Source organism: Streptomyces sp. NPDC015220 (assembly GCF_043079345.1).
Classification (GTDB): Bacteria; Actinomycetota; Actinomycetes; order Streptomycetales; family Streptomycetaceae; genus Streptomyces.
Map to the genome: position 1 here is coordinate 212,605 of NZ_JBIBUK010000005.1, position 18,734 is coordinate 231,338.

Annotated in this window: 22 protein-coding genes; 11 read left to right on the plus strand and 11 right to left on the minus strand. The window is 70.0% G+C overall.

Translation table 11 applies throughout. The features are described from left to right. Window positions 1–20: 20 nt before the first annotated feature. Both ACF061_RS14555 and ACF061_RS14560 read right to left on the minus strand, forming a co-directional pair. On the minus strand, window positions 21–242 hold the full coding sequence (locus tag ACF061_RS14555; RefSeq protein ID WP_392267206.1) for a DUF397 domain-containing protein: 222 nt from the start codon (window positions 240–242) through the stop codon (window positions 21–23). Beyond that, complete coding sequence (locus ACF061_RS14560) at window positions 239–1,081, minus strand: helix-turn-helix transcriptional regulator (RefSeq protein ID WP_392267207.1); 843 nt, start codon at window positions 1,079–1,081, stop codon at window positions 239–241. The genes ACF061_RS14555 and ACF061_RS14560 overlap by 4 nt, the downstream gene beginning before the upstream one ends. Window positions 1,082–1,417: 336 nt before the next feature. On the opposite strand from ACF061_RS14560, the gene ACF061_RS14565 reads away from it, so the two are divergent. Beyond that, on the plus strand, window positions 1,418–1,663 hold the full coding sequence (locus ACF061_RS14565; RefSeq protein ID WP_392267208.1) for a hypothetical protein: 246 nt from the start codon (window positions 1,418–1,420) through the stop codon (window positions 1,661–1,663). After that, window positions 1,660–2,436, plus strand: coding sequence for an ATP-binding protein (locus ACF061_RS14570; protein WP_392267209.1), 777 nt, complete (start codon window positions 1,660–1,662; stop codon window positions 2,434–2,436). Before ACF061_RS14565 ends, ACF061_RS14570 begins: the two co-directional genes overlap by 4 nt. Here ACF061_RS14570 and ACF061_RS14575 read toward each other — a convergent pair. Next, on the minus strand, window positions 2,433–3,029 hold the full coding sequence (locus ACF061_RS14575) for an ALF repeat-containing protein (protein WP_392267210.1): 597 nt from the start codon (window positions 3,027–3,029) through the stop codon (window positions 2,433–2,435). The genes ACF061_RS14570 and ACF061_RS14575 overlap by 4 nt on opposite strands. Before the next feature lie 324 nt (window positions 3,030–3,353). Here ACF061_RS14575 and ACF061_RS14580 point away from each other — a divergent pair, with 324 nt between their 5' ends. The 5 genes from ACF061_RS14580 to ACF061_RS14600 all read left to right on the plus strand — a co-directional run bounded on the left by ACF061_RS14580 (window position 3,354) and on the right by ACF061_RS14600 (window position 8,220). Next, a complete protein-coding gene (locus tag ACF061_RS14580) occupies window positions 3,354–4,034 on the plus strand; it encodes an adenosylcobinamide amidohydrolase (RefSeq protein ID WP_392267211.1) in 681 nt (226 codons plus the stop codon). An 89-nt stretch (window positions 4,035–4,123) separates the two neighbouring features. Continuing rightward, a complete protein-coding gene (locus tag ACF061_RS14585) occupies window positions 4,124–4,738 on the plus strand; it encodes a Uma2 family endonuclease (protein WP_392267212.1) in 615 nt (204 codons plus the stop codon). A 187-nt stretch (window positions 4,739–4,925) separates the two neighbouring features. Then, window positions 4,926–5,372, plus strand: coding sequence for a hypothetical protein (locus ACF061_RS14590; protein ID WP_392267213.1), 447 nt, complete (start codon window positions 4,926–4,928; stop codon window positions 5,370–5,372). A gap of 5 nt (window positions 5,373–5,377) precedes the next feature. After that, window positions 5,378–7,555, plus strand: coding sequence for a hypothetical protein (locus tag ACF061_RS14595; RefSeq protein WP_392267214.1), 2,178 nt, complete (start codon window positions 5,378–5,380; stop codon window positions 7,553–7,555). Next, complete coding sequence (locus tag ACF061_RS14600; protein ID WP_392267215.1) at window positions 7,555–8,220, plus strand: hypothetical protein; 666 nt, start codon at window positions 7,555–7,557, stop codon at window positions 8,218–8,220. Before ACF061_RS14595 ends, ACF061_RS14600 begins: the two co-directional genes overlap by 1 nt. A 485-nt stretch (window positions 8,221–8,705) precedes the next feature. Here ACF061_RS14600 and ACF061_RS14605 read toward each other — a convergent pair whose 3' ends face one another. Beyond that, window positions 8,706–9,149 (minus strand): GNAT family N-acetyltransferase, encoded by a 444-nt coding sequence (locus tag ACF061_RS14605; RefSeq protein WP_392267216.1) that lies wholly within the window; start codon window positions 9,147–9,149, stop codon window positions 8,706–8,708. Window positions 9,150–9,437: 288 nt separating this feature from the next. Between ACF061_RS14605 and ACF061_RS14610 the strand changes: the two genes are divergently transcribed. Then, window positions 9,438–10,211 (plus strand): LuxR C-terminal-related transcriptional regulator, encoded by a 774-nt coding sequence (locus tag ACF061_RS14610; RefSeq protein ID WP_392267217.1) that lies wholly within the window; start codon window positions 9,438–9,440, stop codon window positions 10,209–10,211. A gap of 41 nt (window positions 10,212–10,252) precedes the next feature. Here ACF061_RS14610 and tamR read toward each other — a convergent pair whose 3' ends face one another. After that, complete coding sequence (gene tamR, locus ACF061_RS14615) at window positions 10,253–10,750, minus strand: MarR family transcriptional regulator TamR (RefSeq protein ID WP_392267218.1); 498 nt, start codon at window positions 10,748–10,750, stop codon at window positions 10,253–10,255. 126 nt (window positions 10,751–10,876) lie between these two features. Between tamR and ACF061_RS14620 the strand changes: the two genes are divergently transcribed. Together ACF061_RS14620 and ACF061_RS14625 are read left to right on the plus strand one after the other, a co-directional pair. Beyond that, window positions 10,877–11,704 carry a trans-aconitate 2-methyltransferase gene (locus ACF061_RS14620; RefSeq protein WP_392267325.1) on the plus strand — a complete coding sequence of 276 codons (828 nt, stop codon included), beginning with the start codon at window positions 10,877–10,879 and terminating at the stop codon, window positions 11,702–11,704. A gap of 3 nt (window positions 11,705–11,707) precedes the next feature. Further along, window positions 11,708–12,070 carry a VOC family protein gene (locus ACF061_RS14625; RefSeq protein WP_392267219.1) on the plus strand — a complete coding sequence of 121 codons (363 nt, stop codon included), beginning with the start codon at window positions 11,708–11,710 and terminating at the stop codon, window positions 12,068–12,070. 2 nt (window positions 12,071–12,072) lie between these two features. On the opposite strand, the gene ACF061_RS14630 is transcribed toward ACF061_RS14625, so the two are convergent. The 4 genes from ACF061_RS14630 to ACF061_RS14645 form a co-directional block, all read right to left on the minus strand. Continuing rightward, window positions 12,073–12,327: a type II toxin-antitoxin system RelE/ParE family toxin gene (locus ACF061_RS14630; RefSeq protein ID WP_392267220.1), complete on the minus strand. Its 255-nt coding sequence runs from the start codon at window positions 12,325–12,327 to the stop codon at window positions 12,073–12,075. Then, complete coding sequence (locus tag ACF061_RS14635; protein WP_392267221.1) at window positions 12,324–12,578, minus strand: type II toxin-antitoxin system Phd/YefM family antitoxin; 255 nt, start codon at window positions 12,576–12,578, stop codon at window positions 12,324–12,326. The genes ACF061_RS14630 and ACF061_RS14635 overlap by 4 nt, the downstream gene beginning before the upstream one ends. A 90-nt stretch (window positions 12,579–12,668) precedes the next feature. After that, on the minus strand, window positions 12,669–13,343 hold the full coding sequence (locus ACF061_RS14640; RefSeq protein ID WP_392267222.1) for a TetR family transcriptional regulator: 675 nt from the start codon (window positions 13,341–13,343) through the stop codon (window positions 12,669–12,671). Continuing rightward, complete coding sequence (locus ACF061_RS14645) at window positions 13,340–14,350, minus strand: acyl-CoA desaturase (protein WP_392267223.1); 1,011 nt, start codon at window positions 14,348–14,350, stop codon at window positions 13,340–13,342. The genes ACF061_RS14640 and ACF061_RS14645 overlap by 4 nt, the downstream gene beginning before the upstream one ends. A gap of 292 nt (window positions 14,351–14,642) precedes the next feature. Between ACF061_RS14645 and ppc the strand changes: the two genes are divergently transcribed. Further along, window positions 14,643–17,372: a phosphoenolpyruvate carboxylase gene (gene ppc / locus ACF061_RS14650; RefSeq protein ID WP_392267224.1), complete on the plus strand. Its 2,730-nt coding sequence runs from the start codon at window positions 14,643–14,645 to the stop codon at window positions 17,370–17,372. Between the two features lie 102 nt (window positions 17,373–17,474). Here the strand turns inward: ppc and ACF061_RS14655 are convergent, their stop codons facing one another. Together ACF061_RS14655 and pth are read right to left on the minus strand one after the other, a co-directional pair. Then, window positions 17,475–18,050 (minus strand): hypothetical protein, encoded by a 576-nt coding sequence (locus ACF061_RS14655; RefSeq protein WP_392267225.1) that lies wholly within the window; start codon window positions 18,048–18,050, stop codon window positions 17,475–17,477. A gap of 52 nt (window positions 18,051–18,102) precedes the next feature. Further along, complete coding sequence (pth, locus tag ACF061_RS14660) at window positions 18,103–18,714, minus strand: aminoacyl-tRNA hydrolase (RefSeq protein WP_392267226.1); 612 nt, start codon at window positions 18,712–18,714, stop codon at window positions 18,103–18,105. Window positions 18,715–18,734: the final 20 nt, after the last annotated feature.

Below are 18,734 nucleotides of genomic sequence, written 5' to 3' on the forward strand. Positions count from 1 at the left end.
AGGGCCCCCAAGGCTCCGGACTAAGACAGCCGCCCGGGCCCGCTCTGCGTGATGCCTCGAACGAATGCGGCGAAAACGACCGGAGACAGGGCGAGAACGCCTCTGTCAGTGGCTTTGGAGTCCCGCACGGCGATCTGACTCCGGAGGTCGGCGACCTCGACGCACTCGTTGTTGGCCGCGCTGTAGCTGCTCTTCAGCCAGTTCGCTGCCGAGAGCTGAACGGGGATCGGCGCAGCGTTCATCGGATGAGCTCCTGTCGTGCGGCGGCCAGCGATTCCAGGCTGGCCGAGGTGTCGGACGCTTGGGACCTCAGGTAGTCAAACATGAGTTTGTAGTTTTGGACTTCTTCCGGTGCGTCCAAGTAGAGACCCCGCCGGTGCAGTTCCAGGTAGACCACGTTCACGCTGCTGAGCGGATCGCCCTCATCATCTCGGCCGAGGATGACGAAGTGCCCGCCGGAGCCACCGGCGTGGGCCCCAGCATCGAACCGCAGCACCTGTAGGTCGATGTTGGGTCGTTGCGCCATGGCTCGCAGGTGATCGATCTGTTCCACCATCACGTCGGCGCCACCGACGTTACGGCGCAGTACGGCGTCGTCCAGAACAACCCATAGATGGACAGGGGGAGTGCGGTTCAGGATCGCCTGCCGTCTCATGCGGGCGTCCACCTCGTCTTCGATCACTGCGCTATCAAGGCGGGAGTCCTGCGCCCGATGCAGGGCGAGAGCGTAATTCCGCGTCTGCAACAACCCGGGTACCAGCGCGTTGGCGAAGACGTGCTCGTACTCGGCGACGTCCTCGAACGACAGCAGCGGGTCCATGACCTCGGGCACGGCGGGGTGGTCCATCCACCAGCCGTTCTCCTGGTTGCGTACGAGCTGGATCAACGCCTCGCGTTCCTGGACCGTCGCACCGCAGGTGTCCGCGAGCGCGCTCACGGTTGGCACTCTCAATTTGGCGCGGTCCTGCCATGTCTCGTAGCGGTTCACGGTACCCACCGAGACGCCTGCCCGCTTGGCCACCTCGGTCTGTGTCAGGCCAGCGCGTATACGCAGCGACTTCAGGCCCCGGGCGATCTGCATGCGGCCGGCCGGTCCGGCTGAGCCCCGTACCGTCACGTTTCTCCTCCCTCCAACACCGCAGCCTCTGAACCAGCCGCGCATCGACAGGCCGAGCGTACGGGGCGGTTGGCACCCGTGGCTCTTGTGTCAAAGGTTCACCCGACTGAGGGAACAGGAGTCATTCGACTATCGACTGTTGAATTTCAATGACACGGTTTGCGACGAAGGCTCGTCGAAATACCGACGTCGGCAGAGGAGTTGGCCATGCTCAACACCATCGCTGGTACTGTCCGCTTCTTCTACGCACTACTGCATCCACCGGGGCGACACCGCGCTTGCTCCGAAACAGGTCGGCCCGTGCCGCAGGCTCCGCCTCGGGCACCGAAGCTGCCACCCCGCAAAGCACTCGCCCCCACCGTCCGCCACTGGCACACCGTCCTCGACGGTTCCGAGACCCTTCTCGTCCGCCCCTACCTCACCGCCCACGAACGTGCGGAGAGGACGCGGGTCCAGCGGCCGCGGCGGGACGTGCCGTGGCCGGCCGCGTACGGCGTCGACCTCGACGACCGGGACATCCACGTCTGCCTGGGAGCCGCCGCGTGAACGGTTTCGGCGACTGCGACGACCTCCTGCGGGACACGCCTGGGAGCGCGCCCGATCTCGTGAGACTGCTGCCCTGGACCGGAGCCCACGGGCAGCCCTGCCTCCTCCTCACCGACGGCGATGGGACCGCGTCCCGGCTCGCCGACCGGATCGAGGACACGCAACTCGCCCTCGGGGAGCGGCTGCTCGGCCGGGCGCGTGAGCTGATCGGGCTGTGCGGCTCCGCTTCCGCCGGTGACTTCGGCGTGCTCACCGGGCAGTTGGCCGACGCGCTGGGCGACGTACTGCGCATCGCCCGGTCCCGGGGCGCCCGACTCGGCGGCGCTCCACAGGAACCGCCCGCGCTGACCACACCCTCTGGTGCGCTCCTCGCCTACAACCAGTGGTCCCTGCCGGGCGGTGACCTCGCCTCCGCGCCCGCCGCCCGCCGTCACGTACGCGACACCGCCCGCTCGTGGCGGCTGCCGTCCGGCCCGGCCGACGACCTGGAGACCGTCGCGGGCGAGCTGGTCGCCAACGCACTGGAGCACAGCGGCAGTCCGCGGGTCGTCGTAGCCTGCGCGCACCGACCGGGAACGGTCACCATGACCGTGACCGACGCAGGCGGGGGACACGTCTCCGCGCCCGCGTCCTTCCCCTCGATGGAGAGTGAACGCGGGCGCGGACTGTTGATCACCGATGCCCTGGCCACTCGGTGGGGGACCCGCCGGGCGGGCGGTGGTCTGACGGTGTGGGCGGAGATCACCACCGGCAGCCCGGATCCGCGGACCTAACCGTCCACCTCGTACTGGCCGACCTCCAGGAAGTGGCGCAGCGCCTCCGGGGAGCCGTCGTCCAGGGCCCGGGTCGCCGCCGCGCGCAGGGCGGGGCTGGTGTCGGGCTTGGCGAGGATGGTGACGATGGCGACGCGGTCGTCCTCGGCCTGGGCGAGGCGGTAGCCGGTGGTGAGGAAGGCGCGGAGGGCTTCGGGGGTGCCGTTGTCGAGGGCCTTGTCGGCCTCGCGGTGGACGGCCTTCCCGCTCTCGGGCTTGGCGAGGATGGTGACGATGGCGACGCGGTCGTCCTCGGCCTGGGCGAGGTGGTAGCCCGTGGTGAGGAAGGCGCGCATGTCCTCGACCGTGCCGTCCAGGGCCTTGTCGGCCTCGCGGTGGACGGCCTTGCCGGTGTCCGGCGAGGCCAGGATGCGCAGGATCGCGATGCGCAGGTCCTCTTCCGACATCGTGTCGTACGGCGAGGACGGATCCGACGCGGTCGGCGCGGTGACGGACGGCGGCGTCGCCTCGGCGGCGAAGGACGGGGTGGACAGGAACAGCGCCGGAGCCAGGGCGATCGTGGCCGCGGTCAGCACCACACGGGTCGGTCTCATGGGAATCCACCTGCTGTCGAGGAGTCGTCGGACACGGCGCGCACCGGCCGGCCGCACACAACGGCACGGCGCGCGGCGACATTTCGGAGTCGTGCCGTGTGCGGTCCGCCGGGGCGCACTCATCGTGCACGGTGACGGTGACCGGGCGCATTGCCCAGGTCCCGCAGTCTTCGACGCTTCCTCGTTGCCGACCCGATGTCACCGGCGCGATGCTGGCGGCGAGATCGCAGGGCGCCTCCCCGCCGGGACGCCATGGCGGCCGCAGGACGCGGTGGCCGCTCGCATACGATCGGCCGGACCCCCCACCGCAAGGAGCCACGCCCGGTGACCGCCACCCTTCCCGCGTCCACCACGACCGACGGCCCGTGCTCGGCCCGGCTGCTGACCCGTTCGGAGGACGGTGAGCGGCTGCGCGCGCTGCTGTGGGCGCCGGGACCGGGCTGGCGGATGATCAGCAGCGCGGTGCTGGGCGGCGGAATCGGCGAGCGCGGCTGGGTCCTCAACGCCCAGGTGGCCCACGGCTACCGGCGCACCGACCCGGACCGGCACCTCGCCGAACTCGCCGCCGGGGCCGGGCTGGAGGGGCCCGGTGTGGGACTGATGACGGCGGCCGACGTCTCCCGCCACGGCCGTGCGGAGGACGGCGGCGCGGAGGCGGTCGCCACGGCGGGCATCAGCGTGCGCGGCTGGGCCGCCTCCCCGGCCGAGGGCACCGCCGTGCCGGGGCAGCCCGGCACGATCAACATCGTCACCGCCCTGCCCGTGGCACTGTCCGACGCAGCGCTGGTCAACGCGGTCGCCACCGCCACCGAGGCCAAGGTCCAGGCCCTCCTCGACGCCGGCCACGACTGCTCCGGCACCCCGACGGACGCGGTGTGCGTCGCCGCCCGCGTCCCCGTCCCCGGCGAGGAGGTCCACGCCTTCGCCGGGCCCCGCTCCCTGTGGGGCGCGCGGCTCGCCCGGGCCGTCCACCGGGCGGTGCGCGCCGCTGTGCCGGCTGCCTGAGTCACACCACCGGCCCACTGGTCACCCATGGTGATGACGTGGGTCGATCTCGGCGGCTGCCGTGGACGGGCAGGCCGAAGATACCGCCCATGGGAGGAATCACGACCGCCGAGCCGACCGCTGAGCACGGCTGCCGCCGGCCGGTGCAGCCCCGGGACGGATACACGGTGGACGACCTGTTCACCGTGCCCGACCTCCCGCCGCACACCGAGCTGATCGACGGGAGCCTGGTCTTTGCGAGCCCACAGCGGTCGTTCCACAGTGTTGTCATCGACCTCCTGACGACCGGCCTGCGCCGTACGGCTCCCGAGCGGGTCAAGGTCCGCCGGGAGATGACGGTCGTCCTGGACCGCCGTAACGGACCGGAGCCGGACATCAGCGTGGTCCGGACCGAGGCGGTCACGAGCCGGGGGCAGACCCGCTTCGCCGTCGCCGACGTGCTGCTGGCCGTCGAGGTCGTCTCGCCGGACTCCGAGGCCCGTGACCACGACACCAAGCCGCACAAGTACGCCGCCGCGGGCATCCCGCACTTCTGGCTGGTCGAGATGAGCGGCTCCGACCACCATCCCGTGGTCCGGACCTACGAACTCGACCCGTTGACCAAGGCCTACGGCCTCACCGGCACCCACCGTGACCGGCTCAAGCTCGACGTGCCCTACGACATCGACATCGACGTCTCCCCCGAGGCGCTCGACGCGCTGTGAGGCCGCCAGCGACCCACATCGCCACTACGGCCGCGGCCCAGGCCGCGCCGCCGATTCGAAGCACCCTGGCCAATACCCGACGTACAAGTGACCTACTCAATCGGTGACTTGGCGAGATCCAGGTAACGTCCACGCCGTCGGTCCGGCAGGGGCTGCGGTGCGCCGAGAGACATGGGGGAGGCCACATATGGCTTGGGACGAGTGGGAGCAGTTGAAAGCTCAGGCGGCCGAGCGGCATTCCACGCGGATGCAGCTCAATCACATCCCGGCCGACCCGTCGGTGGGAGGCAGCCAAGGAGACCTCGTAGTAGGTCACAAGGACCTCGAAGCGGTCGGCAAGGCCGCCCATGACCTGTTCGACCACTTCATGACCTACAGCGGGCACGCGCGCGTGACATCCGAGGCGGCCGCCGGTGGTCTCAAGGGCGAGGGATTCGCCCTTGGCGGTGCGTTGGAGCACGTGACGCAGCGCTGGAGCGAGCAGACGAAGACGCTGCTGGACGCCTGCGCCCAGATCTCCAACCACCTGCGGTACACCAAGAACCAGCACGCGGCCGACGAAACCTACATCGCCGGTGCGGTCAGCCGCATCGCCACGCTCGACAAGGGCTTCGACGACCGGAAGGGCCACTGACGCCCATGGACCTCGACGCGCTGAGGAACGGCAACTTCGCCAAGTTGGGTGAGGCGGTCACCGACTGGGAACAGATGACGAAGAAGCTCGCCGACCTGAAGAAGGACGCCGAGGACGACCTCAAGGCGAAAGCCGACAAGGCCAAGTGGGCCGGGATCAACGCCACCGTGAGCCGCGAGTTCATCGCCCGGACCGTCGCCGAGTTCGCCGACGCCCACACCCAGGCCGACTCCATCACCAAGATCCTGAGCGACACACGCGGCGAGCTCATCGGCTACCGCACTCAGCTGAACGACGCGATCAAACGGGCCAACGACCACGACCTCACCGTGACCGACAACCATGACGGCACCTTCGCCGTCATGGGAAACACCCGGCCCGACTGGGCGTCGGACCCCAGCGGAAAGACCGGCGCGACGGACCAGAAGGTGGTGGAGGCCTTCCGTGTCGAAATCGAGGGGATCCTCAGCGGGGCGACGCAGAGCGACAACAGTGCCGCACAGGCCCTGAGGCTCCTCGTCGACCAGGCCGAGTACGGTTTCGCGGACGCCTCCTACGCCGACCGCGACGAGGCCGCCAAGGCTGTCGCGGCTGCGGAGGAACTGGCGAAGATGGCCAAGGATCCGGCCGGCATGAGCCTTGACGAGATCGCCGCCTTCGATCGCACGATGGGGAAGTACCACGACGATCCCCTGTTCGCGGAGCAGTTCGCGAAGCGTCTGGGAGCCAAGGGGACGCTTCAGTTCTGGACCGAGATGACCCAGGCCCACGCCGGTGCCAAGGGCTCGGAACTCGAGACGATGAAGAGCCTGCAGACCAACTTGGGCCTGACCCTGGCCACGGCGTCCTTCTCGGACTCGGACGGCATGCGGGACTGGAAGAAGGATCTGATCGCCGAACGCAACACCAGTTTTCACCCCACGAATTCCTCGGGCGCGATCGGTGCTCTCGGCTCGCAGGTGATCAGCAGCCTGATGCGTCAGGGCCAGTTCGACACCGAGTTCCTCGACGACTACCGGGAGAAGCTGTTCAAGGCGGACAAGGCTGCGGGGAGCTCCGGCACCCACGATCTGTGGGTCAAGGGCTATGACGCCGTGGACCTGGTCTTCGGTGACGACAACGGACGGGATCCGTTGAAGGGGCTGTTCGACGGCCTCTCCCACAACCCCGAAGCGGCCGAGCACGCCTTCTCGTCCAAGTCGGACCTGGACCACATGCTCGGCACCACCATGTACACGGACCGGGGAGAATCCCTCGGGCGCGCGCTGGAGAGCGCGGTCACCGGGGTGGCGGACGGCGACACTTCCTCCCCGGCCCCGCCTCACAGCGAGGCGCAGGTCGAGATCATGGCCAATGTCATGAGTGCGGTGGCTCAGCCCGGTGGCGGCGCGGATCTCGTGGGCAAGGGGCTGGGCGAGAGTTTCGGGGACATGGCGGCTGCTTACATGCCGGAAATCAGTCAGTCTCTTGCCAGCGCCAACTCGGGATCTACCTTCCTTACGAACAGTGAAGCGCCTGATGCCTTCCAGGGTAAACTCGTCCCTGATGTGGTGAGATTCCTTTCCGCGACATCCGCGGATCCGGCGGGAAGGGCTGGAATTATCTGCGGAGAAAGCATCTACACCGGCAGCCTCCTTGACGCACACCTTTCTGACCCGTCTCTTTTTGATGGTCCCCCCAGTCAGGTTCTTGGAAATATTGGTAGGAATGCGGGCATTATCGAGGGCATTATCGGTCATTCCATTGCGGACGGCGAAGTAAAGGCTCTCGTTGACGGAGAGGCAGACTATAACGACGCGCTGAAACAGAAGGGGGACTTCGCCAAGAATTGGGTCTCGATCGGTTTCACTGGCTTGAAGTTGCCCGAGAACCTGGGCGGCGATCTCATGGGATCCGTGGTCGGTGGAGGGGCTGGAGCCGTCGCCGGTGCGGCTATTGACCGATTGCTCGAGGGGCAGCAGATGGGGGGAGCCAAAGACGCGGGGCTGTACATGAGTGCTCAAGACCTCTATGCGATGCGTGATTCCGTCAATCAGCAAACACAATGGTCGACTGGCGACGCACTCGCTCGGCACCATGTGAACTTGCCCAAGGACGGCACTGAAGACCTCGTTCGCCACGCCGTGAATGAAGGCTGGGACGCTAGCAGTGAGTACTTGAGCGACTCGAAGGAGCGCCCCTGATGGAGAAACCGCGGAGGAGTCAGAAAGTGTCGCCTTCCTGGGGTGACGTGAAAGTTGTTCTTATCTTTCTGCTGTCTCTCGGCCTCTTTTGTGGCGCTGGATGGGCTTTTCTCAACAAGGGTCTTTATCTACTTCCGGAAAAAATGTGTGAAGGTGTGCTCGAGCGGGACATGGTGAAGCAAGTGTTGCCGCGGGCGCGTTCGGCTGACAGTGGGTCCGGCGATCAAGGTGCTGGATATGACCTCATTTTCTCGTGTCACGTCACCACCAGCAACGATTCGATCCTCTCCGGGAGAGCATTGGTCCAGCCGATTTCTCGTGAAAAATGGCGCGAGTACTATCGGGGGTCCGGGGAGAGGAACCAGATCATCCGCGTCTCTGTGGGTGACATGGAGGCTCTGGCTCAAATCGGTTCCGGTGCGGGCACCTCATCGGTGTACATACCCTGCACTCCGCCTGGTGCCCCTCCTCACAGTGCCTCGCAGCCGTACGCAGTCGTCGGCGAGACCTGGGTTCATGGGGAAGCCAAGCCCTCAGGCGCACCGCTGCGCCAGTCCTTGACCGACATCGCCTACCGGCTCACCGAGCACGCCTACAAGCTGGCCGAGTGCAAGGCGCCCCGCGTGTGGCCCAAGGAACTGCCTCGGTACGAGGAGCGGGGATGAAGGACGACGAGATACGGTCCCGCTTCGACGGGCGGGGGATGGTCGAGATCCGGGGCGAGGCCTCGGTGAAGGATCGGGCCGAGGTGATCGCGCACGCGCTCGGGTACCGGCTGGTGTCCACCGAGCACGTCCGGGCCCCGAGCATCGGGCTCGGGTCGTTCGCCCCCGTGTACCGCCGTCCCGCCAGTGTGCGGCTGCTCTTCCAGCGTGACGACGACCCCCGGGCCCGCCGTCGGGCCGAGCAGACCATCGAACGGCTGCGGGCGGGCGGCCCGGTGCTGCCGAGCGGTGAGTCGTCACCGCCTCCGCCGCCACCCCCGTCCCCGGCCCCGCCCCTGACGCCACGGCCGCCCGCGCCCCGCCCCCGGCGGTCGCTGGAGCCTCAGCCTCCTCCTCCGGTGGGGCCGCCGAGGCCCAGGGTCCCGCCGCGGCCGCCCTGCCCGCCCCCGCCTTCCCCGCCCCCCTCGGCGGCGGGCTGATCCGCTTCAGCGCAGCGGCTTCAGCAGGGTGTACTCCGTGACCCCCGGCGGGTAGTCCGGGATCGCGCAGACCACCTTGTAGCCGTGCCTGCGGTAGAAGTCAGGGGCCTGGAAGTCCCAGGTCTCCAGGCGGGCGGCGGTGCAGTCGCGGCGGTCGCGGGCGATGCGTTCGGCGCGGGCGAGGAGGCGGGAGCCGAGGCCCGCTCCGCGGTGGGCGGCGTCGACCCACAGGTAGGTGACGTGCATCCAGGTCGTCCAGGTATGGCCGACCAGGCCGCCGGCCAGGTCCCCGGCGGGGTCCACCGCCCACACGTGGAGGGGGACCTCGCGTTCCGCCGGGGTGCCGCGCAGCGCGGCCAGGACCGGCGACGCCGCCGTATTGGTGTCGCGGAGGCGGGAGCGGAGCAGATCGCGCCGCTCTTTGTCGACTTCTGCCTCGATACGAAACATGCGGCACACCCTAAGCTCGACGACCGGTCAGTTCTGCGAATTCCCTTCCCCTTGCGGCCACCGGCCGTACTCTGAGGAGCGGTGCCGGTGGGGGCCGGCGCCGCTCAGGGGGCGAGACAGTCGGGTACGGCGCCCGAAGCGGGGGTATGCAGTTCCGCACGGCGGCGGCCGTGCGGTCGTGCCGGCCCCGGGCGCCGTACCCGCACCGGCCGAGGGCAGCGGCGGTGCCGACGTCTCCGGATGATGGGAATCCCCTGCTCCGTCAGGAGCCTGGGGAAGGGGGTTTCAGTGGTTCGAGTGCGAGTCCTGGTCGTCGACGACCACCGCATCTTCGCCGAGTCGCTCGCCGCCGCGCTGGCCGCGGAGCCGGACGTCGACGTGGCCGCGGCCGGTTCCGGACCGGCGGCGCTGCGCTGCCTGGAGCGCGCGTCGGCCGAGGGCCGCCGCTTCGACGTGCTGCTCGTCGACGCCGACCTCGGCGGGAACGTGCCCGGCGGACGGGCCGCCGTGCCCGTCCAGGAGGGCAACGCCGAGGGACTGGTGGACGGGATCTCCCTGGTGGCCGGGGTGCGCGGCGCCCAGCCGGGGGTGCGGACCGTGGTGCTCGCCGAGAAGGACGACCCGCGGCGGGCGGCACTCGCCCTGCAGGCCGGGGCCTGCGGATGGGTGGCCAAGGACTGCTCGCTGTCCCGGCTGCTCACCGTCATCCGCGGGGTGCTGCGCGACGAGACCCACCTGCCGCCCGCCCTGCTCACCGGCGTGCTGCGCGAACTGACCGCGGCCCGCAAACACCGCACCGAGAGCGAGCGGCTGGTGGAGTCGCTGACCCCGCGCGAGCGGGAGGTGCTGCGCTGCATGGTCGCGGGGCTGGGCCGCAAGGCCGTCGCCGAGCGCCTGTACCTCTCCCCGCACACCGTCCGCACGCACATGCAGAACGTGCTGGGCAAGCTCGGAGTGCACTCCACCCTGGCCGCCGTGGCGCTGGCCCGCCGCGCCGGGGTGGGGCCGGTGGACCTCGGGCCGTCCGGACGGATCGGGGTGGAGGAGAGCAGCAGCGCCTGACCGGCTCCGCCGATCCCGCCCCCGGTCCGCCCGGGTGGTTCTCAGCCGGGGATGTTGTCGAACGGGGCGGTCAACTGACGCAGCAGCCCGGCCAGTTCGGAGCGCTGTGCGGAGGAGAGCTCACCCAGGATCGCCCGCTCCTGGGCCAGCAGGCCGGCCAGGGACTGGTCGGCGCGGTCGCGGCCCTCGTCGGTGAGCCGGACCAGCACACCGCGCCGGTCGCTGGGATCGGGCAGCCGCTCCACCAGGCCCTTCTTCGCCAGCCGGTCGATCCGGTTGGTCATCGTGCCCGAGGTGACCAGGGTCTGGGTGAGCAACTGGCCGGGGGAGAGCTGGTACGGGGCCCCCGCACGCCGGAGCGCGGTCAGGACGTCGAACTCCCACGGCTCCAGGCTGTGCTCGGAGAACGCCAGCCGACGTGCCCGGTCCAGGTGCCGGGCCAGCCTGCTCACCCGGCTGAGCACCTCGAGCGGTTCCACGTCGAGGTCCGGGCGTTCCCGCCGCCACGCCGCGACCAGCCGATCGACCTCGTCCTCCATGCGCTCAGTGTAGTGGTTGTGTCGACATGAAGTCTCTTGACGTCAACTCTCTTGACATCGAGATATATCTCCCGGGACAGTGGTGACCACGCCGAGCGCGACACCGACGACTCCGAGGAGGCCGCCATGCCCGAACCCAGCGTCCCCGGCCCCGTCTGGGACCCCGCCCAGTACCTGCGCCACGCCGGGCACCGCGCCCGCCCCTTCGCCGACCTCATCGCCCGGGTGCCGTCCCCGGCGGCCGAGGCGCCCCGCATCGCCGACCTGGGCTGCGGCCCCGGCAATGTCACCGCCCGCCTCGCCGACCGCTGGCCCACCGCGCACATCACCGGCTTCGACAACTCGCCCGAGATGCTCGACCGGGCCGTCGTCGACCACCAGGGCCGCACCCCGGGCGGCGGCCGCCTCGACTTCGCCCACGCCGACGCCCGCACCTGGACGCCCAAGGAGCCGTACGACCTGATCGTCAGCAACGCCACCCTCCAGTGGGTGCCCGGACACGCCGGCCGGTTCGCCGACTGGGTGGCGGCCCTGGAGCCGGGCGGCACCTTCGCCTTCCAGGTCCCCGGCAACTTCACCGCCCCCAGCCACCGGCTGATGCGCGACCTCGCCGGCTCCGCCCGCTGGCGCGACCGCCTCACCGGTGTCCTGCGGCACGACGACGCCGTGCTCGAACCCGCGGCGTACCTGGAGCGGCTGACCGGACTCGGCTGCGCCGCGGACGTGTGGGAGACGACGTACCTGCACCTGCTCCAGGGCGAGGATCCGGTCCTGGACTGGCTGAAGGGCACCGGCCTCCGGCCCGTCCTCACCGCGCTCGCCGACGATCCCGAGGCCCGCGAGGCGTTCCTCGCCGAGTACCGGACCGCCCTGCGCGAGGCATACCCGGCCGGCCCGCACGGCACCCCGTTCCCGTTCCGCCGCGTCTTCGCGGTCGCCACCAAGGAGGCCTGATCCGTGCTCACCGCCGTCGACCACGTCCAACTCGCCGCCCCGCCCGGCTGCGAGGACGACCTGCGGGCGTACTACGCCGGCGTCCTCGGCATGACCGAGGTCCCCAAGCCGCCGGTGCTCGCGGCACGCGGAGGATGCTGGTTCGAGACGGGGGCCGTGCGGCTCCACCTGGGGATCGAAGAGGACTTCCGGCCCGCGAGGAAGGCCCATCCGGGGCTGCGGGTGAGCGGCATCGAGGCGTACGCCGCCCTGCTGGCCGAGCGCGGAGCCCCGGTCACCTGGGACGACGACCTGCCGGGCCACAGGCGCTTCTACTCGGAGGACCCGGTGGGCAACCGGCTGGAGTTCCTGGAGCCGACCGGGTGACTTCAGGAGGGGGTGCGGCCCAGGTGAGCGACGAGGATCCGGATGCCCTCGGACTCGATGACGTACAGAACCCGGTAGTCGCCGACGCGCAGGCGGCGAAGGTCGGGCGAGCCGTACGGACTCGACCCCGCCGGGCGTGGATCGTCGGCCAACTTGTCGATGCTGTCCAGGACAACGGCGAGGCCGCCGGGGTCCTCCGCCAGGAACCGGGCGGCCGCGTCAAGGGCGTGTGGTTCGAAGAGGATCTCGTAGGTCACTTCTGCTCAAGCCCCAGACGCTTGCGCACTTCGGCCATCGGAACGCCCGGCTCGAGCGTCCCCTCCGCCTTGCGCCGCTGGTAGTCGGCCACGGCCAAGGCATCCTCGAGATCCTCTATCACCTGCGGTGACACCAGCAGTGCGGCCACGTGCCCGTGGTCGGTCAGGGCGATGGTCTCGCGGCTGTGGGCGGCCCGGCGGACCAGGTCGCCGAGCTGGGAACGGGCAGCGCTGATCGCGATCTCAGTCATGGGCGAATCATGCCACAAGATTAATCTTTCGTTCTCTAGATGCCAATCGATCGAGTGACATCTGCCCGATGTCCACCCGATCGAGCGCCCTCAGCTCTTCCGGTGCCCTATCAGCCGCGGCTTCGGCTCCAGGCCGTCCAGGCCGTGCCAGGCCAGGTTCACCAGATGGGCGGCTACCTCCGCCTTCTTCGGGCGGCGCACGTCCAGCCACCACTGGCCGGTCAGCGCGACCATGCCGACCAGGGCCTGGGCGTACAGCGGGGCGAGCTTCGGATCGAAGCCGCGGGACTTGAACTCGCGGCCCAGGATGTCCTCCACCTGGGTGGCGATGTCGGAGATGAGCGAGGCGAAGGAACCCGTGGACTGGGGGATGGGCGAGTCGCGGACCAGGATGCGGAAGCCGTCCGTGTACTCCTCGATGTAGTCCAGGAGCGCGAAGGCCGCCTGCTCGCACAGCTCACGGGGGTGGCCCGCGGTCAGCGAGCTGGTCACCATGTCCAGCAGCCGCCGCATCTCGCGGTCCACCACCACGGCGTACAGGCCCTCCTTGCCGCCGAAGTGCTCGTACACCACCGGCTTGGACACCCCGGCCTTCGCCGCGATCTCCTCCACCGAGGTGCCCTCGAAGCCCTTCGCCGCGAACAGGGTGCGACCGATCTCCAGCAACTGCTGGCGACGCTCCGCACCGGTCATACGGGTGCGACGCGCGCGCCGCGGCTTCTCGTTACTGGGGGTGCTGGAGTCGGTCGCCACGGTGTCAATCATGCCGCCTTCGCGGTTTCCCTCCGGCGGCGGGAGCCGCCTTCACCGGTGTCGCGGCGGGAATCGATACGCGAGCGTGACGGCCAGCGCACGTCGTACGCCCAGCCGAGCCGCTCGAACCAGCGGATGATCCGCGCCGAGGAGTCCAGCTGGCCGCGCTCCACACCGTGCCGGGCGGAGGTCGGGTCCGCGTGGTGCAGGTTGTGCCAGGACTCCCCGCAGGACAGGACCGCCAGCCACCACACGTTGCCCGAACGGTCCCGCGACTTGAACGGGCGCTTGCCGACCGCATGGCAGATCGAGTTGATCGACCACGTCACATGGTGCAGCAGAGCCACCCGGACGAGTGAACCCCAGAAGAACGCGGTGAACGCACCCCACCACGACATCGTCGCCAGACCACCGATCAGCGGCGGCAGCCCCAGCGACACGACCGTCCACAGCACGAACTGCCGGGAGACCGCCCGCATCGCCGGATCCTTGATCAGGTCCGGCGCGTACTTCTCCTGCGGGGTCTGCTCCTCGTCGAACATCCAGCCCACATGGGCCCACCACAGCCCCTTCAGCAGCGCCGGGACCGTCTCCCCGTACCGCCACGGCGAGTGCGGATCGCCCTCGTGGTCGGAGAACTTGTGGTGCCGCCGGTGATCGGCCACCCAGCGCACCAGCGGCCCCTCCACCGCCATCGAGCCTGCGATCGCCAACGCGATCCTCAACGGCCGCCTGGCCTTGAAGGAACCGTGCGTGAAGTGCCGGTGGAAACCGATGGTGATGCCGTGGCAGCCGAGGAAGTAGAAGAACACCAGCAGACCGAGGTCCAGCCAGCTCACTCCCCAGCCCCACGCCAGTGGCACCGCCGCGAGAAGCGCCAGGAACGGAACGGTGATGAACAGCAGCAGCGTGATCTGCTCGATCGAACGCTTCTGCTCGCCGCCCAGAGTGGCTGAGGGCAGCACGCCGGCCGCCGCCTGCGGGGCGTCGTCGATCACATCGGAGGAGCTTGTGGTCATGGGCGTCCCCTGTGGGGTCGAGGGTCGAGACGGGTGCCGCAGGCCTGCGGGAACGACCAGCTCCCTACGGTTCCGTAACCTACGGCAACGTAAGTATGGCAGCGCGTCGCCGCCCGGCAAGAGCCCCTGGCCTGCGCGTCCCACCCGACACCTAGACTTGGTACCGGTCGGACAGCGCGGTCCGCTGAAGAAGATTCCTTCCCGGATGCCTGGACCGTATGCGGCAGCCGCCGCGCGGCACCCGTCCGGGTTCCCTCCCAGACGAGCTTCAACACTGCAAGGAGCCGCACCTGTGAGCAGTGCCGACGACCAGACGACGACCAGCAGCGAGCTGCGCGCCGACATCCGCCGACTGGGTGACCTGCTAGGGGAGACCCTGGTGAGGCAGGAGGGCCCCGAGCTCCTCGACCTGGTCGAGAAGGTCCGCCGCCTCACCAGAGAGGACGGCGAGGCCGCCGCCGAGCTGCTGCGCGGCACCGAACTGGAGACCGCGGCCAAGCTGGTCCGCGCCTTCTCCACCTACTTCCACCTCGCCAACGTCACCGAGCAGGTGCACCGCGGCCGTGAACTGCGCGCCCGCCGCGCCGCCGAGGGCGGCCTGCTCGCCCGCACCGCCGACCGGCTCAAGGACGCCGACCCCGAACACCTGCGCCAGACCGTCCAGCACCTCAACGTGCGCCCGGTGTTCACCGCCCACCCCACCGAGGCCGCCCGCCGCTCGGTCCTCAACAAGCTCCGGCGCATCGCAGCGCTCCTGGAGACCCCGGTCATCGAGTCCGACCGGCGCCGCCTGGACACCCGCCTGGCCGAGAACATCGACCTCGTCTGGCAGACCGACGAACTCCGCGTCGTACGCCCCGAACCCACCGACGAGGCCCGCAACGCCATCTACTACCTCGACGAACTCCACGCCGGCGCCGTCGGCGACGTCCTGGAGGACCTCACCGCCGAACTCGAACGCGTCGGCGTCAAGCTGCCCGACGACACCCGCCCCCTCACCTTCGGCACCTGGATCGGCGGCGACCGCGACGGCAACCCCAACGTCACCCCAGGCGTCACCTGGGACGTGCTGATCCTCCAGCACGAACACGGCATCAACGACGCCCTCGACATGGTCGACGAACTGCGCGGCTTCCTGTCCAACTCCATCCGCTACACCGGCGCCACCGAGGAACTCCTCACCTCCCTCCAGGCGGACCTGGAGAACCTGCCCGAGATCAGCCCCCGCTACAAGCGGCTCAACGCCGAGGAGCCCTACCGGCTCAAGGCCACCTGCATCCGGCAGAAGCTCGTCAACACCAAGCAGCGCCTCGCCAAGGGCACCCCCCACGAGGACGGCCGCGACTACCTCGGCACCGCCGAACTCCTCGCCGACCTCCGCCTCGTCCAGGACTCGCTGCGCCAGCACCGCGGCGCCCTGTTCGCCGACGGCCGGCTCAGCCGCACCATCCGCACCCTGGCCGCCTTCGGCCTCCAGCTCGCCACCATGGACGTCCGCGAACACGCCGACGCCCACCACCACGCCCTCGGCCAGCTGTTCGACCGGCTCGGCGAGGAGTCCTGGCGCTACGCCGACATGCCCCGCGAGTACCGCGCCAAGCTGCTCGCCAAGGAACTCAGGTCCCGCCGCCCGCTGGCCCCCACCCCCGCCCCCGTGGACGCGGCCGGCGCCAAGACCCTCGGCGTCTTCGAGACCGTCAAGCGCGCCCTGAAGGTCTTCGGCCCCGAGGTCGTCGAGTCCTACATCATCTCCATGTGCCAGGGCGCCGACGACGTCTTCGCCGCCGCCGTGCTGGCCCGCGAGGCCGGCCTGCTCGACCTGCACGCCGGCTGGGCCAGGATCGGAATCGTCCCCCTGCTGGAGACCACCGACGAACTCAAGGCCGCCGACACCATCCTCGAGGACATGCTCTCCGACCCCTCCTACCGGCGCCTGGTCGCGCTGCGCGGAGACGTCCAGGAGGTCATGCTCGGCTACTCCGACTCCTCCAAGTTCGGCGGCATCACCACCTCCCAGTGGGAGATCCACCGCGCCCAGCGGCGGCTGCGCGACGTCGCCCACCGCTACGGCGTAAGGCTGCGCCTCTTCCACGGCCGCGGCGGCACCGTCGGCCGCGGCGGCGGCCCCACCCACGACGCCATCCTCGCCCAGCCCTGGGGCACCCTGGAGGGCGAGATCAAGGTCACCGAGCAGGGCGAGGTCATCTCCGACAAGTACCTCATCCCCTCCCTCGCCCGGGAGAACCTGGAACTGACCGTCGCGGCGACCCTCCAGGCATCCGCCCTGCACACCGCCCCGCGCCAGTCCGACGAGGCCCTCGCCCGCTGGGACGCGGCCATGGACGTCGTCTCCGACGCCGCCCACGCCGCCTACCGCCGCCTGGTCGAGGACCCCGACCTGCCGACGTACTTCCTCGCCTCCACGCCCGTCGACCAGCTCGCCGAGCTGCACCTGGGCTCGCGGCCCTCCCGCCGCCCCGGCTCGGGCGTCTCGCTCGACGGTCTGCGCGCCATCCCGTGGGTGTTCGGCTGGACCCAGTCCCGGCAGATCGTGCCCGGCTGGTTCGGCGTCGGCTCCGGCCTCAAGGCGCTGCGGGAGACCGGTCTGGACACCGTGCTCGGCGAGATGCACGAACAGTGGCACTTCTTCCGCAACTTCATCTCCAACGTCGAGATGACGCTCGCCAAGACCGACCTGCGGATCGCCCAGCACTACGTCGACACCCTCGTCCCCGACGAGCTCAAGCACGTCTTCGACGTCATCAAGGCCGAGCACGAACTCACCGTGGCCGAGGTCCTGCGCGTCACCGGCGAGAGCGAACTCCTCGACGCCGAGCCCGTGCTCAAGCAGACCTTCGCCATCCGCGACGCCTACCTCGACCCGATCTCCTACCTCCAGGTCGCCCTGCTCAAGCGGCAGCGCGACGCGGCCGCGGCGGGCGACGAGGCGGACCCGCTGCTCTCCCGGGCCCTCCTCCTGACCGTCAACGGCGTGGCGGCCGGCCTGCGCAACACCGGCTGACCGACCGCGGGAACACACAAGGACGCCCCCGGGACTCGAACGGACACCCGTACGAATCCCGGGGGCGCCGCCATGCGCACGGTCACCCGCGGGCCACCTGGCTCACAAGGCCAGGAACGCCGCCGTCAGCAGCGCGACCCCGGACCCCGCCAGCATCCAGGCCGCCCGGGTCAGCCGCAGGCCGCCCGCCACTACCACGGACGCCAGCAGCAGCGCACCGCCCAGCGGAGCCCACGCGTACAGGATCCCGGCCGGACCCGACCGCAGCACCTCGTCCGTACCGGGCTTCACCACCACGCCGTACGTCCGCCCCTTGCGCGCCGCCACCGAGTCGATCTCCACCCGGGCACGGGCCGTCGACCCCGCCGAGACGGGCGTGTACGCCCCGCTGCACGCGTCGCTCGCGCACCGCGTCACCTCGACCGTCCCGCGCTCGCGGCCCTTGGTCAGCATCACGTACGGCGCCGTGCCCCAGGACGCCCAGACGCCCGCGATCAGGATGAGCGCCGCGACCGTGCCCATCGACACCACCCGCCCCAACCGCAGGGCGGCGGACGAGGCGGTGCGGGCGGTCGCACGGACCTGGCGGGGTGGCCGGCCCCGGCGGGCCCGGCCGGCCGGGCGGGGCCGGCGGGAACGGCGGGCGGTGGCTGCGGCGGCAGGCATGGCCGGGATCATTGGCCATACCCCTACTCCCGGTCAACTCCGGGGGGCCGGCCCCCCGGACAAGTCAGGAGTTGTACGCGCTTTGCGCCCGCTCCAGCCCCTCCGCGAGCAGACACTCCACCGAGTCCGCCGCCCGGTCCACGAAGTAGTCCAGCTCCTTGCGCTCCGCCGACGAGAAGTCCTTCAGCACGAAGTCCGCCACCTGCATCCGGCCCGGCGGACGCCCGATACCGAACCGCACCCGGTGGTAGTCCGCGCCCATCGCCTTCGTCATCGACTTCAGGCCGTTGTGCCCGTTGTCGCCGCCGCCCAGCTTCAGCCGCAGCACCCCGTAGTCGATGTCCAGCTCGTCGTGGACCGCCACGATGTTCGCCAACGGCACCTTGTAGAAGTCCCGCAGCGCGTTCACCGGCCCGCCCGACAGGTTCATGAACGACATCGGCTTCACCAGGACCACCCGGCGGCTGTCCGGACCCGGCGGACCGATCCGGCCCTCCACCACCTGCGCCTGCGCCTTGCCCGCCCGCTTGAACCGGCCCCCCATACGGTCGGCCAGCAGATCCACCACCATGAACCCCACGTTGTGCCGGTTCATGGCGTACTCCGGTCCGGGATTGCCCAGGCCGACGATCAGCCAGGGGGCGCTCGCGGAAGTCGCCGGGGTGGTCACGTCCATCTCTCCTCGATACGCGCCAG